The following is a 15,010-nucleotide window of genomic DNA, read 5'->3' on the forward strand; positions in this document are numbered from 1 at the left end:
GTAGTCCAATGATCTCACCTAGTCCAGGGGGTCGAAGCGTAGATCGTCACCATACTCGAACCGGCTTCGGTATTGGTCTAGTGGCTCTCCGTATCTGCTTGTCCAGGCGTCATACACGCGACCATCCCTAATTACGACGTCGTGGTGAGCCCACATCGTGTCTTCGCCGCGATATTTCCCGAGGGATGGAGCACCATAGGAGTCAGTAATCCGATACCGCGTGCCACCGATTTGACTCTGAATTTTCCGGGCCACATCCTCACACCCCGTACTTCCGCAGATGGTCGAAGTCTTGGCAGGCTTCCAATTCTCGCCAAGATCGCCACAGTTGCTGTTATGCACCAGCACCGGCGTATTTCCGGCGAGTACATAGTAGGTGTGGGTGTTGGCTACCGTCAGGTTGTAGGTGGTGTGGTGGCTGGCGTACTTGCGGACTCCTTGGACGTGGGTCGTGGTTCCGTCGTCGGTGCGGAGGGTGGTGCCGGGGGTGAGGTCGCCGGCGTCGGTCCAGGTGCCGTTGCTTTCGGACCAGAAGGGGTGGTGGTCGGTGGTGGTGAGGGTGTGGCTGCCGTCATCTGTGGCGGTGACGAGGTCGACGTATTGTTTGTCGTCTTTGGTGATGATGGTGGCGGTGACGGTCTTGGGCTGGGTGTCGCCGGTTTCCGGGTTGGTCGCCAGGACTTCGTCGCCGGGTTGGATGTCCTCGATGGCTTTGGTGGTGCCGTCGGCCATCAGGACCTCGGTGCCCGCGGTGAAGCTGTCCCGGGTGCACCGGGTTGCTGCTTTCCCTCCCTTCTTTGCCCCGTCAGCGAAGTCCTTGGCGGTCTTGGCACCCTTGGCCTGTGGTAAATCAAGACCTGCGTTGGCGCAGTCCCCGGCCGACAGCCCGAGACTCTGCAAGCACTTCAACGCTGCCTGGAAGTCCGGCGCGAGGGCGTCCGCGAGGAGACTCACACCGCTCGCGATGATGTCCAGGAGTGATCCGCCACCGCTGCCGGCTCCGGTCCTGCCGCCGCCGGTGTTCTCGTCGACCGGCGGTGGCGGGCCCGGGTCGGGGGCCGGGCCGCCGTAGGCTCCGCCGCCGGCGTTGCCGCCGCCACCGCCACCTCCGGAGCTGCCGCGGTGGGTGCCGCCGCAGTTGCTGTTGCAGGGGTGGTGGGGCTTGGGCTTGCTGTAGTCGACGGCTTCGTTGGGACGGCCGTTGCCGCGGCTGCCGTCGGGGCGGTGCGGGCAGGCAGGCATCCCGGGCTGGCCGCAGGCCAGGCCCTCACCGCTGGGGTCGGAGTAGGTGAGGGGATTGTTGGCGGCGTAGCTGTAGCCGTTGAGGGTCTGCGGCTTGTCGATCTCCAGCAGGGGGTCGGCGGAGAGGAACTGGCCGGTTCCCGGGTCGTATTCGCGGGCACCGACGTGTATCAGGCCGGTGGTGGTGTCGTGTGTCTTGCCCAGGAAGGTCTTGTCGTCGGGCCAGGGACCCGCGATGCCGGCGGGTTGCCCGCGGGTGTCGCCGAAGGGGGTGGTGTAGCGCTTGGTGAACTGCTGGTCGGTGTCGTTGGTACCGGAGGTGATGGCCAGGGTGGAGGTGTGGTGGTGGTCGGCGGCCAGGTAGCGCAGGTCGCTGGTCAGGTCGTCGGTGCGCTGGTTGGTGCGCATGGCCACGGTCAGGCCGCCGTGGGTGTAGTAGCGCTGGGCCCACAGCTTGCCCTCGGAAGTGAGGTGCAGTTCGCTCGCCCCGGCATACAGCACCCGCTCGCCGCCTTCGGTGTCGCGGATGAGCAGCTCGCCGTCGGCGTCGTAGAGGTAGTCGGTGACGGTGTCGCCTTCGGTGAGGGTGCTCAGCTGCCCCTCCGGTGACCAGGCCAACTGCTGCTGGCTGGCGGAACCAGGACGGGTGGTGGTGTTGCCAGTTTTGTCGTAGGTGTAGGTGGCGTCCGGGCTGGCGCAGTCGTCGTCGGTGCTGGTGCCGGTCAGGGTGTGGGGCTGACTACCGGTGTAGCAGTAGGTGGTCAGGTTGCTGCCGGCGCTGGTGTGCTGGGTTTCGGTGGTGCGCTGGCCGGCGTCGTTGTAGGTGTAGCTGGTGTAGTACGGGGCCGGGCCGCCCAGGCTGGTGCCGTCCGGCACGCCGCCGCAGTCCTGACTGGCCGGGGTCCAGGCGTCGGTCAGGCGGCGGTGACCGTCGTAGGTGAAGCACTGGGTGTCGGCCGCGCTCGTGCCGCCGAGGGTGGTCGGATCGGAGATCGAGGTGACGTTGCCCGCGTCGTCGTAGGTGTAGTTGACGTCCTGGAGCATCCACGGGTGAGTGGAGTCGGTGACGTGGCTGCGCGTCAGGCGGTCGGTGGCCTCGTCGTAGGTGTTGGTGACGTACGTCTGCTTGTGTCCTGCGACGGTGGAGGTGCCCAGGGTGTACTGCAGCGGCTGGCCGAGGGCGGAGTAGTCGGCGTCCAGCAGGTAGCCGGTGTTGCCGCCGATGCCGGTCAGCTGGCCGAAGTCGTTGGTGTCGAAGGAGACGATCTCCTGCTCCACGCCGCGGTTCATGAACGGTTCCGTGGCCGAGGACTGGCTGCCGTCGTAGCGGTAGTGGGCGCGGTGTTCGTACGTGTCCGGTGCTCCGGCTTGGACGAAGGGGTCGTCGGCCGGGAGTCGGAGTTCGGTGCGCACCGGGCGGGACATGGAGTCGTACTCGGTGATCTCGCGGGTGTAGGCCTGGCCGGTCTTGCCGCCGATGTAGCGGGTGGATGCGGTGGGCAGGCCCTTGAGCAGGGTGTCGTAGGCGTAGGCGGTCAGCTGGTTGGCGTCCGTCTTCGAGCCGGTCCAGGTGCCCGTCGGGCGGCCGAGGGTGTCGTAGGCGGCAAGCAGCGTCTCGCCGCGGGCGTCGGTGATCTTGGTCGGGCGGTCGAGGCTGTCGTAGACGGTGGTGGTGGTGCCCTTGTCCGGGTCAGTGCTGCTGATCCCCCGGCCGTGCAGGTCGTAGCCGTAGGACCACACCGCCCCGTCCGGCCCGGTGATTTTGCTCGGCAGATCGTCGAGGGTGTGGGTGAAGCGGGTGGAGGCGTACGGGGCACTGGGGCCGGGGCCGTACTGGGCGTCGGCCGGCGCGGTGCCCTCGTAGTCGCGGGTCTCGGTGGTGCGGCCGAAGACGTCGGTGATGGTGCGTGTGGCGCTGCCGCCCTCCAGGGCGGTGGTCGCGGTCGAGTCGCCGGTGTAGGAGGTGTGCGTGGACCACTTCTCGCGGCCGAAGCTGTACAGCGTGGAGGTCGTCTCCCGCTCGGCGCCGTCGTAGATCGTCTCGGCCTGCTTGGGTGCCTCGCCGTATGCGGTGCGGGTGTAGGTGCCGCTGGGGGTGGAGCTGGTGTCGAAGATGTCGGCGTAGGACTCGTAGGCCAGGCCGCGGGTGTCGTAGCGGGTGTCGGTCAGCAGCCGGCCGCCCTGCGGGGTGGGGGTCTGGGTCTGCAGCGGGCGCAGCAGGGCGTCGTAGATGGCGTAGCTGGTCAGGTGGGATTGGCGGTCCTTCTTCAGCGTGCCGGTCGACACCCAGGAAGGTTTGGTGTTGCTCAGGTGGTAGGCGAACTTGTAGTTGGGCTTCTCGCAGCAGGAGGGGAGGTTGGGCAGCCACACCTTCGTCACCCGGCCGAGGGCGTCGTAGGCGGTCTCGGTCTTCTCGTTGTTGGCGTCGTAGACGCGCAGCGGCAGCCCGCGGCGCGCATCGAGGAAGCTGATGGTGCGGTGCCCGGCCGGGTTGTGCTCATCGGTGCGGGTCAGCGGGCCGGCATCGGCCGGTGTGTAGCTGGTGGTGGCGGCATTGCCCTGGTTGTCGGTGACCGAGGTGGGCCGGCCGAGGGTGTCGTATTCGGTGGCCGACGTCTTCTGCCAGGAAGGCGTGGTGCCGCTGTAGGCCTTGGCGCGGCCGGTCCAGGTGCGCAGGCCCTTGGCCGGCTTCATCGACGACGACCACGCCAGGCCGTCGTAGGCGGTGGCGGTGTCGGAGAGCACGTCGCCGCGGCGGGAGGCGTCGGCGGGCAGGTCGAGGTCGGCGTCGGCCACCGAGCAGGGTCTGGCGACCGTGCGGGTGCGGGACTCCAGGCCCAGCAGGCCGACGGCCGGGTTGCGGGCGTACCAGGTGCGGGTGCAGGTCTGGTCGCCGCCCTTGCCGACTTCGCCGGTGTCGTTGACCTTCACCGGCATGCCGTAGTCGTCGAAGGTGGTGGACACAGCCCGCTCGCGCCAGGTGCCGGCCGCGGTCAGGTGGGTATACGAGGTCTCCTTCTGGGTGCGGACGTAGCGGGCGACGTGGTCGGAAGCGCCCGGAACGTCCTGACGAGCGGTCTCCTTCGACCACTTGCCGTGCACGGTGCTGCTGATCGGGCTGCTGCCGTCGTAGGTGACCTCCTGGCGCAGCTGCCCTGCGAACTGGTCGCGGTCGGTGATCGCGCCGATGCCCAGGTCCGGATTCGCCAGCGCGGGCACGCTCACCGAGCGGGTGGTGCCGTCGGCCTTCTTGTCGCCGTGCATGCCCTGCAGGTACAGCGAGACCCCCTTCGAGCGTGTGGTCTCCTGCGCGCCCTTGTAGGAGGTGACCTTGCGGTAGCCGCGCCAGTCCGACCAGGTCCGCTCGTCCTTCGGGGTCAGCGGGTCGTCGTTGTGGTGCCAGGCGGCGCCGGAGTAGGCGTAGGCGTACTCCATGGTCTCGCCCAGGCCGGTGGGATCGGACTCGGTCACCGCCAGCACCCGGTACTTGTGGAACCAGTCCACCGAGGCTTCCTCGGCGCCGTTGATGTTCCAGTACTGCGGATAGCAGTTGCGGGTGTTCATGTCCTCCGGGGCGTCGATGACCTCGCTGCGCCGACACTCGGTGCTGGACAGCGTGACGGTGGTGATCGCGCCGGTCTCGGTGGTGATGGTGTTCAGCCGCGGACGGGTCAGCGGCAGGATGTCGTCGGTCGCATCGACGCGGTTGGGCCGCATGTGGTAGGTGAACTTCACCGGGTTCACAGTGATGTCCGTGCCGGCCTTCCCGGTGCGGATGATCGACTTCAGGACCAGTGTGTGGTCGGAGGAGTCTCCGATGTCGCCGCCGTCCAGGTAGTCCTGGGTCAGCTTCCAGGAGTCCACCGCCTTGAAGGCGCTGCTCGCGGCGTCCCATGAGGAGGTGTTGGTGCCGGTCAGCCGCTTGCGGGAGAAGAACGACGGCCCCACCGCCAGACAGTCTTCCTTGGACTCGCCCGCAGTGCAGATGGCGTCGTACGGCACGTCCGGCCAGTTCTTGGCGGTGGACTCGGTGAGGCTGGAGCAGTCGGTGGCCGTGCACCGCTCGGCATAGTCAAAGGTGACCTTCGCGTCCGCGTCGTCGGTGAACAGCGCCCCCTGACGCAGCCCGTACTCGATCCGCTTCAGGTATCCGCCGCGGATGTAGGAGGCATTGGCGGTGTCGGCCTTGTTCTTGCGGTAGTGATTGGTCTCCTTGGCGTACCAGTACGTCATGGCGTTGCCTGAGGTGTCCACGACGTAGTCCAGGTTCCACCGCCAGGCCTGCTTGACCGACCTGCCGGCGAAGCTGCTGCCGGAGCCGTAGCCCGGCTCGCCCGCGTCGTCGCCGAACACGGGCACGGTCCAGGCCGAGTTAGTGCGCTGGTCGGAAGCGCCGGGCAGCTTGTGCTTGCCGAAGACGTACCGGGTGCCGTCGCCGGTGGTCACCGCCCAGTACTCGCCGTTGTTGTCCCCGTTGGCGGCGCCGGTCTTGTGCTCCACCTTCGAGGCGTCGTCGTCCGCCAGCCGCCAGGTGCCGGTGTCGTTGTCCTTGACCAGCCGGGTGGACTTGCCGTTCAGCACCAGCTGCGCGTTGTGATACTTCCAGCACAAGTCATGGATGTCGTCGTGGCCGTCGTCGTCGCACGAACCGTAGGAGCGCTCGATGTACGACTCGCTGAAGGTAAAGCCCTCACCAACAGATGTGCCTTGGTTGTTCGTCGTCGCCGTACGGCCGTCGATGCTGCCCGAGTCGTACGACAGCCCCAGCTCCGGCTCCGGACCGGCCGCCGCCGGAGGCACCTGGAAGTCGTACGACCAGGTGAACGCACCTGAACTGCCTCCGGCCTCCCAGGAGGACGACGGCGACAGCTCCGTGGCTGAGTAGTCCCCGGTGCCGTCCGCCGACTCCTCCGCGGCGGCGGTGGCCGTCACCGCCAGCACCGCAGGCCCGTCCGCCGCCTGGCCGCGCATCGCCGGATCGCCGGAGGCCGGGTGCGAGAGATCAACCGCGGCGGACACCGACTGGCCGACGATGTTGTTGTCCGACTCCAAGGCTGTCCGGGTCCGGCACTGCGGCTCCTCAGGCGTGGTTAGCGCGCACGACGGCAGTTGCACCAGTTCCAGCCGCTGTGCCCAGCCTCCGCCTACCATTGAGGCGAACGAGCTGTAGTCCACGCCCAGCCGCACCTCGCCGGGGCCGGTGGTGCCCGTACCTTCGACAGTCAGCAGCACCCCGGTAACACCGGCCTGCCGCGCAGCCTGCCGGTCCAGCACCTCGACCCGTGCCTCGCCAGCCGGCGTGTGCCCGGCGTCGCCGGACAGTCTCGCAGTGACCGGCAGACCGCCCGCACGTGCCACCGCAGCCTTGCCCGCCGCGGGGAGTTGCACCGTGGCCCGGCCCGGCCGCGGCCAAGCATCGGCTTGCTCAGCCCGGGCCTGCTTGGCCTGCGCTGCGTTCGCCGCGGCGGCCTCTGCCACACGACTACGCGCCTTCTTCGCCCCCAACCAGTCGACTTCGTCGACCTCGCTCGCCCGCTGCGCGGGCACCTCCGGCCTGTCCAGCGGCTCAGCTCTGTCCGCCGCCTCAACCACCGGGGTCAGGGGGGTCAGCGGAGCGAGCACCGCCAGGGATACTGCGGCGATGAGCGTCCGGCTGCCGCGGCGCCGCCCCGCCCTGCGCACCTTCCGACTCCACGTGCCTGCATCGACAGCCATGGTCTTCTCGTCCCGCCCCAGGTGTGTGATGTCTTCGAAGCTCTTGGGTGGTGCCATCGGCCAGGGGCCGGACCGCGGTGTGACCGCGGTCCGCCCCGGGCCGTGTTCAATCGCCGATGCGGACCTGGATCTGGCGGTCGTCGGCCATAGCCCCTGCAAAGAGGCGCACATCGGTCAGCCGGGCGGGCAGATAGTGCCCCCAGCTTCCGCCGGCGTAGGCCCTACCGACCGTGAAGTCGCCCGAGCCGACCTTCGCCGTGAACGCTTGCGGCTCGCCTTCCGGGTTCAGTCCCAGGTAGAGGCTGACCGTGCTGTCCTGCGCATCGAACACGCCGGTGATCCGGGCCAGGTCGTCGACCTCTGCCGCAGCCGAGGAGACCGAGGCGAAGGAGTTGTCGTTGTTCAGCCGCCCGAAGTGCCACACCCCCAGCGGGACGGTTACTTCGACTCCCTCGTCATCGACCCCGGTCTTCTTTCCTGTCAGCTCGAACCACAGCCCCCATGCGGAGCCGTCCCCGGTGCGCTGTCCGGCGACCGGCCCCACATAGCCGACGTCCTTGCCGACCAGCGCATCCCGGTCCAGCTCCGCCTCGGCGGTGACGGTGAACGAGCCGGTGTCGTCGACCAGCGGCCCCGGCACCGTGCCCGCACCGTCGACCCCGTCCAGGACGATCGCCTCGCCGTCCAGCGTCGCGCCGCCGACCAGGGTCATGTCCCGTCCGTAGCCGGAGGAGCGATCCTGGAGGGTGGTACCGGAGTCCAGGGACGGGTCCCAGTCGGCCACCAGCTCCGCCCCGGCGATCTCATCCGAGGTCATCAGCCGCGCCTCGTCCGCGACCTCCTCCGGGGTGAGCACCCGCTGCCAGACCGCGGCCTCGTCGATGGAGCCGTTGAAGTCCCAGTAGCGGTTGCCGGCCCACAGGTAGCGGCCGAACTGGAAATCGCCGGTGGCGTTCCACGACCCGGGCACCGTGCGGGTGCCCTGGAGCTTGCCGTTGACATACAGCTTGAGCTCGTCGCTGGCCGGATCGTAGGTGCCCGCCAGGTGCGTCCAGGTCCCGGACGCGGCGGGCTGGTCGGCCACGACCCCGTAGTAGGCGGTGCCGGTGTCCTCGTCCTTCTCCTTCACCCCGAACACCCACGTGTCATACGAGGTCTCGTACCACAGGATGAACGGGCTGTAGTTGTTCCCGTCCTGCGACAGCACGATCCCGTCCCGGTCCGTGCTGTTCAGTCGCGCCCACGCGGAGACGGTGTACGCCGACCGCGTCTCGATCACCGGCCCGTCGGTGGCCGCGTGCGCGCCGCTGCCGTCCAGGGACAGCCCCCGGTCCTCGTGCCACTCCGGCAGCGGCTGCCCGTCGCCGTCGTGGGTGAGCAGCCCGCGCCGCCCCCGGTCGTCCCGGGTGGCGGTGCCGTGCAGGGTGGCGTCGTGGCGCGGTACGCCGTCGGCCGTCGCGGAGTCGATCGCCATGCCGCTGGCCTCGTCGAAGTGCCAGCGGCCCACCGGCCCGGCCCCGGCGTCGACCAGGAAGTCGATCACCTGCGTCTCGCCCCAGCCGACCGTGTCCCTGGCCCGCGCGTACACCCGGTACGTGCCCGACTTGGGCGGGGTGTACGACGCCTGCGCGGTCTCGCCGGACAGCTTCGGCGACCACGAGCTCTGCCCGGTGACGCGGAACTGGTAGCCGGTGGTGTCCGTCACCCCGTCGGCCGGGGAGAAGGCGAAGGACGCCGCCACACCCGGTCCGCCGCCGCGCGCGCAGGCGTTGGGCAGGCATTCGCTGTACGGGTCCGCGATGGTCACCTGCGGCGCCAGCGGGCGCTCCTTGTCCACCCTGAAGTAGCACCAGCCGCCGGTCGAGGCGTTCGAAGGACCGGCCAGATACTGGGTGCCGTTGTCGTAGTACGAGCGCGTCCACGCCCGGTACCGGTACAGCTTGCCCTCGGCCAGCGCCGGGCCCCACGACATCACCAGCCGGTGCCCGGAGCCCACGAAGCCGCTGGAGGGCCGCAGGTTGCCGACGTCGTTGGGGGTGTCGGCCCAGGAGCCGTCGGCCTTCTTGTGGTCGATGTCGAAGTACGCGCGCAGCTTCGCCCCGCTGCCCCCGCCCTTCTTCGTGCGCGGCGTCGCGGTCAGCGCCGGGGTGGGATCAGAGACGATCTGCGGGTCGGAGGCGTTCGTCTCGCACACCTGCGAGCTGCCGGACACCAGCCCGACCGCCGACGGTTTGGCGGGCTTGCCGACGTACTTCACCGCCAGCACCGCGTCGTTCTTGAACCGCTTCCACGCCACCGTGTACGACTCGTTCTTCGCCCGCAGCATCAGCGTCAGCCGCGAGAACTTCCCGTCGGCGAACTTCCGCACCGTCGGCGTCAGGTTCTCGTCCGACTCGTTCGGATTGTCGTTGAACTCGATCGCCTTCCGCGGCTGCGAGGGGTCGCACAGACTCCCGCGGCCCGCGGAGACCTTCCGGTCCCCCAGCAAGTCGAACGCCTCCGGGCCCGGCCACTTCGACGACGACGAAATGCCCTTCGTCCGCCGCAGATCCACCCACCGCGCGGTGCAGTCGAACGACCACGTCTCCGTCACCCGGAACGTGGCGTCCAGGACCTTCTTGCCCTTCAGCTTCGACGGCGAGAACTCGAAGTACAGTCGCTGGCGATACCCCGGCCCGCAGGTGTAGCCGTTCGCCGTGCCGCACCTGCCCATGCCCTTGCCCCGGTCGTCCGAGCCGTTGCCCCAGCCGTAGTTCTTGTAGCCGTCCGAGCGCAGCAGCGTCCGCTCCGCCTCACCCCACGTCACCGTCGGGTCGATGTACAGCGGGAACGCCGACGCGTCGGTCTCCGACAGCATCGCCGCATCCGGGATCACCGACAGCGCGTCCTCGGAGACCTCCACCTCCATCTCGGTCACCGCGTCCCCCGGCGCCGGCTCCACCCCCGGATTCGGAGCGTCCGAACCGTCATCCGCCGTCGACACCGAGCCGGTATCCTGCGCCTGCTGCTGCGCCGTCGCCGCACCGGCCGAGTCCCACATCTGCGCGGGCGGCGCCGCGAACACCGTGCGGCCGTCCGCATCCACCGCCGCCAGCGCGCCCCCGGCCCGCTCGCGTAGCGCCAGGCCCTTCGCCCGTACGCCGTAGTCGATCCGCTCCAGCGCCTGGCTGGCCGCCGCCTCCCGGGTCTTGACCACCAGCACCTGCCGAAAGCCCGTCACCGAGGCGGTCAGCTGCAGATCCACGCCCGGCAGCACCTCGGCGTACGTCGCCGTCGCCCCCTCCAGCCGCGGCTCGGGCAGCCGGCCCGGCCAGCCCAGCGTCAGCGACCGGCCCTGCCGCGCCACCGACACCAGCTCGGCGCCCGCGCCTCCGCCCGAAAACGCCAGCTCGGCCATCGCCGCCCTCGGCGCCACGGTGCCGTCCGGCCGGAGCTCCAGCGTCGGGTCGGGTTCCGTCCAGTCCCCACCGGCCGTACGCACGCGCACCGGCACGGCCGACTCCTCCAGCGTGAAGGAGAAACCGTCCGGATTGGCGTACACCGTCGCGTACTCACTGCGCTGGGCGGGCACTTCCACCCGTTCGCCCGACGACTCCGCCGCCGCCAGCGCCCGCTGCTCCGCCGTAGCCGGCTCGGCGTCTCCCTCAGCCCCGGCGGCACCAGCTGCACCCAGCCCGGGGACAAGCCCCCATAACAACGCCGAAGCCAGAACGACGGCCGCACCACGACCGCGCCGTAGGCAACATCCCAACACTTCGCCCCCACCCAGAAACGAATGATCACTCGACTACATTCCGTGGGGGGATGTGCACGGAAAGCGCACCATAGCGACGCGCACCTGTCAATACCGAGATCTTTTCACCCCCAGTAACGACGCGGTGCCGATCCGGCTGCGGCCCGACCTCACCGGGCTGCGACATGTGGCCCGACGATCCACCGGAGCGGGCGGCGACGCGCCCTCGTCGTCCGGTGTCAATCCGGCCCGCCCCGCAAGCTGCTCTTGCCCTGCGGCGCCCGACCGCAACGCCCCTCGGGCGCCACGCGCGCCTCGGGGCGATCAGGAGCCTGCTGTGTGCACGTCGCGAGGCAAAACCCGGCCCCCGGTGGACGATTCCATCAGGTTCGGGAAGGGGGTTACCGCAAGTGACGCCCGATTCCCCCGCCGTAGGCGGCGCGTTCCCTCCGCCCGCCGCGCGGGATACGCGAGTACCGGCCTACGGAGCCGGTGCCGGCGGTTACCTCATGTCCTCGATCTCGGCTGCCAGGGGGTCCGCGTCGGTGCCGATGACGACCTGGACCGCGGTGCCCATGTGGACGACGCCGTGGGCGCCGGCGGCCTTCAGGGCCGTGTCGTCGACCAGTGCCGGATCCGCGACCTCCGTGCGGAGGCGGGTGATGCAGCCCTCGATCTCTTCGATGTTCGCGATCCCGCCGAGGCCGGCGACGATCTTCTCAGCCTTGCTGGGCATGCCACACGCTCCAGGTTCTTTCATGCGGGCACTGGTCTACTCCAGTATGCGTCAGCGCTCGTGATGCACGGACCGGGCGAAGAGTCATCAAGTGTGACGTCCCTCCCCGGGCCATCGATGTGAACGGAACTCGATATTCCGTTATCCTCGCTCACCATGCTAGAACAGGTCTACACCACTCAAAGGTGTAGACCACCTGCGTTCCGATGGAGGAATGGATGTCCACGGCTTCCGCTCCGGCCGCCGCCGGCCAGGCCGGCAAGAGGGGCCGCGGGTCCCGCATCATGGCCAACGCGCAGCGGCTGGGCCGCAGCCTCATGCTGCCCATCGCGACGCTGCCCGCCGCCGCGCTGCTCACCCGCCTCGGCGCCGACGACATGCTGGGCAAGGAGTCCCTGCCGGACTTCTTCAACCGGGTCGGCGAGTTCATGGCCGCGGGCGGCGGGGCGCTGCTCGACAACATGGCGATCCTCTTCGCCGTCGGCATCGCCATCGGCTTCGCGAAGAAGTCGGACGGCTCGACGGCGCTGGCCGCCGTCGTGGGCTACCTCGTCTTCAGCAACGTGCTCGGCACCTTCCACGACGACAACACCGACGCCCCGGTCGACGCCGGCGTCCTCGGCGGCGTCGTCATCGGCCTGGTCGCGGCGCTGCTCTACCAGCGCTACCACCGCACCAAGCTGCCCGACTGGCTCGGCTTCTTCGGCGGCCGGCGGCTGGTGCCGATCCTCACTTCGTTCGCGGGGCTGGCCCTCGGCGTCCTCTTCGGCTACATCTGGCCGGTCCTCGGCACGGGCCTGCACAACTTCGGCGAGTGGCTCGTCGGCTCCGGCGCCGCGGGCGCGGGCATCTACGGCGTGGCCAACCGGGCGCTGATCCCGGTCGGCATGCACCACCTGCTGAACTCGTTCCCCTGGTTCCAGACCGGTTCGTACGAGAACTCCGCCGGCGAGACCGTGCACGGCGACATCGCCCGCTTCCTGGCCGGCGACCCGACGGCGGGGCAGTTCATGACCGGCTTCTTCCCGATCATGATGTTCGCCCTGCCCGCGGCCTGCCTGGCGATGTACCACACCGCGCGGCCGGACCGTAAGAAGGTCGTCGGCGGGATGATGTTCTCCATCGCGCTCACCGCGTTCATCACCGGCGTGACCGAGCCGATCGAGTTCACCTTCATGTTCATCGCGCCCGTGCTGTACGCGATCCACGCGGTGCTCACCGGCGTCTCCATGGCGCTGACCTGGGGACTGGGGATGAAGGACGGCTTCGGCTTCTCGGCCGGCGCGATCGACTTCCTGCTCAACCTCGGCATCGCGACCAACCCGTGGGGGCTGGCGCTGGTCGGGCTGTGCTTCGGGGCGGTCTACTACGTGATCTTCCGCTTCGCCATCGTCAGGTTCAACCTGCCCACCCCGGGCCGGGAGAGCGACGAGGAGATCGAGGAAGAGGAGAAGGCGCAGTACAAGGCGTAGCGCCCGCCGCGGTACCCGGCGCAGTGCCCGGCGTACCGCGGGGAGGTCCGGGGCCGTACGGCGCGGTCCCGGGCGCCGCCGCCCGGCGGCGCCGGCCGTCAGACCTCGTACACCGCGCCCGCGCGCGCCAGTTCCACCGGTCCCCCGTACGCGCCCCGGGCGTCCCGCAGGTTCACCTGCGGGTCCGTCCACGGCGGGATGTGCGTCAGCACCAGCCGCCCCACCCCCGCGGCCGCGGCGGCCTCGCCCGCCTCGCGGCCGTTGAGGTGCAGGTCGGGGATCTCCTCGCGGCCGTGCGTGAACGCCGCCTCGCACAGCAGCAGGTCGGCGGCGGCGCTCAGCTCCGTCAGCGCGCCGCAGGGGCCGGTGTCGCCGGAGTAGACGAGGCTGCGGCCGTCGTGCTCGATGCGGAAGGCGTACGCCTCGACCGGGTGGCTGACGCGGTCCGCGTGCACCGTGAAGGGGCCGATCTCGAACGCGCCGCGCTCCAGCGCCCGGAAGTCGAAGACCTCGCTCATCGACGTCTCCGAAGGGGTGTCCGCGTACGCCGTGGTCAGCCGCTGCTCCGTGCCCTTGGGGCCGTAGACGGGGAGCACCTCGGCGGGGCCGCCCTCGTGGCGGTAGTAGCGCGCGACGAAGTAGGCGCACATGTCGATGCAGTGGTCCGCGTGGAGGTGGCTCAGCAGGATGGCGTCGAGGTCGTACAGTCCGCGGTGCTGCTGCAGCGCCCCCAGCGCGCCGTTGCCCATGTCGAGCAGGAGCGCGTACCCCTCCGCCTCGACCAGGTAGCTCGAACACGCGGATTCCGCGGACGGGAACGAGCCCGAGCAACCGACGACGGTGAGCTTCATCGGGGAAGGACCTCCGGCACGGTCGGGACGGGGCGACGATGCCCCGCCGGCTCTGCCGAGGGTAAGCCGGGACGGGCCGCAGCGGTCCCCCGGCCATCCCGGTTGTGGGCGGAATCACCAGGATGCCGGGGGGTACGGCCCGCGCCCGCCGGTGCCGCGGCGCGGGCACGGGACGGCGGCCGGCTGGCCCTAGGATCGGCCTATGGACACCTGGTGGCCGGCCGTCGCGGCCGTGGTGGTGCTGGCGGTGATCGCCGGGCTGGTCGACAGCTTCGGGCGGGTGCGCCGCGCGCACCGGCGCCCGGACGGGCCGGAGCCGGGCGAGACGCCGGGCGAGAACGGATCCCCGGGCGGGAACGGATCCGGGGGCGCGGACGCCGACGCGGACGGCAACGGGGACGGGAGCGGGACCGGGAGCGGCACCGGCACCTGAGCCGGGCCCGCAGGAGCGCGACTGACATCTGAGCTGATCCGTCTCAGCGTGCGGGACGTACGCGGTGGGTCCGCCGCGGCCGTGTCATCCTTGCGGCCATGCTGACCATCACGGAGGAGCTGTACGAGCAGATCGTCGCGCACGCCCGCAAGGACTACCCGGACGAGGCGTGCGGCGTGGTCGCGGGCCCGGCGCCGGCGCCCGCGGACGGCCGTCCCGAGCGCTTCATCCCCATGCTCAACGCCGCCCGCTCGCCCACGTTCTACCAGTTCGACTCGATGGACCTCTACTGGCTCGACCGCGAGCTGGACGAGCGGGACGAGGAGCAGGTGGTGATCTACCACTCGCACACCGCGACCGAGGCGTACCCCTCCCGCACGGACATCGAGCTGGCCCAGGAGCCCGGCGCGCACTACGTCCTCGTCTCCGTCGCCGAGTCCGGCGCCGGCGAAGGGCCCGTCTCCTTCCGCTCGTTCCGCATCGTGGACGGTGTGGTCACCGAGGAGGACGTGGCCGTGGTCACCTCGTACGACGAGACCCCCGCGGGCTGAGTCCGCATGGTGAAACGGGGATCCGGCACGCGGACGGGGAATCGATACGATGAGCCCATGGTTGACGAGGACGTGACCCGGAAACCGCCGGGCCGGCAGGTGCTGCTCGTGGCCCGTCTGCACGTCGACCTCTGCCGTCTCGCCAGCGCCGCCTGTCCGGCCGCGCCGCCCCGCGCGGCCGGCCGCGTCCCGACCGCCTGACGCCCGCGTCCGGCGCCCGCGTCCGACACCCGCCCGCGTACGTCCGTACGTCCCGCCCCCTGCGGTGCCGCGGCCG

The 15,010-nt window shown here is 70.0% G+C and carries 8 protein-coding genes; 4 read left to right on the forward strand and 4 right to left on the reverse strand.

Going from position 1 to position 15,010, the window contains the following annotated elements; genetic code table 11:
• Positions 1 to 18 precede the first annotated feature (18 nt).
• The 3 genes from ABD317_RS06960 to ABD317_RS06970 form a co-directional block, all read right to left on the reverse strand.
• Positions 19 to 6,957: a polymorphic toxin-type HINT domain-containing protein gene (locus ABD317_RS06960; protein ID WP_344288882.1), complete on the reverse strand. Its 6,939-nt coding sequence runs from the start codon at positions 6,955 to 6,957 to the stop codon at positions 19 to 21.
• A gap of 106 nt (positions 6,958 to 7,063) precedes the next feature.
• Positions 7,064 to 10,654 (reverse strand): laminin G domain-containing protein, encoded by a 3,591-nt coding sequence (locus tag ABD317_RS06965; protein WP_344288884.1) that lies wholly within the window; start codon positions 10,652 to 10,654, stop codon positions 7,064 to 7,066.
• A 538-nt stretch (positions 10,655 to 11,192) separates the two neighbouring features.
• Complete coding sequence (locus ABD317_RS06970) at positions 11,193 to 11,426, reverse strand: PTS sugar transporter subunit IIB (RefSeq protein ID WP_344288886.1); 234 nt, start codon at positions 11,424 to 11,426, stop codon at positions 11,193 to 11,195.
• A gap of 218 nt (positions 11,427 to 11,644) precedes the next feature.
• Between ABD317_RS06970 and ABD317_RS06975 the strand changes: the two genes are divergently transcribed.
• Positions 11,645 to 12,898 carry a PTS transporter subunit EIIC gene (locus tag ABD317_RS06975; RefSeq protein WP_344288888.1) on the forward strand — a complete coding sequence of 418 codons (1,254 nt, stop codon included), beginning with the start codon at positions 11,645 to 11,647 and terminating at the stop codon, positions 12,896 to 12,898.
• A 98-nt stretch (positions 12,899 to 12,996) separates the two neighbouring features.
• Here the strand turns inward: ABD317_RS06975 and ABD317_RS06980 are convergent, their stop codons facing one another.
• Complete coding sequence (locus ABD317_RS06980; protein ID WP_344288890.1) at positions 12,997 to 13,749, reverse strand: MBL fold metallo-hydrolase; 753 nt, start codon at positions 13,747 to 13,749, stop codon at positions 12,997 to 12,999.
• A gap of 202 nt (positions 13,750 to 13,951) precedes the next feature.
• Between ABD317_RS06980 and ABD317_RS06985 the strand changes: the two genes are divergently transcribed.
• From ABD317_RS06985 to ABD317_RS06995, 3 genes are all read left to right on the forward strand, one after another.
• On the forward strand, positions 13,952 to 14,182 hold the full coding sequence (locus ABD317_RS06985; protein ID WP_344288892.1) for a hypothetical protein: 231 nt from the start codon (positions 13,952 to 13,954) through the stop codon (positions 14,180 to 14,182).
• A gap of 98 nt (positions 14,183 to 14,280) precedes the next feature.
• Complete coding sequence (locus ABD317_RS06990) at positions 14,281 to 14,733, forward strand: M67 family metallopeptidase (RefSeq protein ID WP_344288894.1); 453 nt, start codon at positions 14,281 to 14,283, stop codon at positions 14,731 to 14,733.
• A gap of 57 nt (positions 14,734 to 14,790) precedes the next feature.
• Complete coding sequence (locus ABD317_RS06995; protein ID WP_344288896.1) at positions 14,791 to 14,934, forward strand: putative leader peptide; 144 nt, start codon at positions 14,791 to 14,793, stop codon at positions 14,932 to 14,934.
• Positions 14,935 to 15,010 lie beyond the last annotated feature (76 nt).

Source organism: Streptomyces synnematoformans, from assembly GCF_039531005.1.
GTDB classification, from domain to species: Bacteria; Actinomycetota; Actinomycetes; order Streptomycetales; family Streptomycetaceae; genus Streptomyces; species Streptomyces synnematoformans.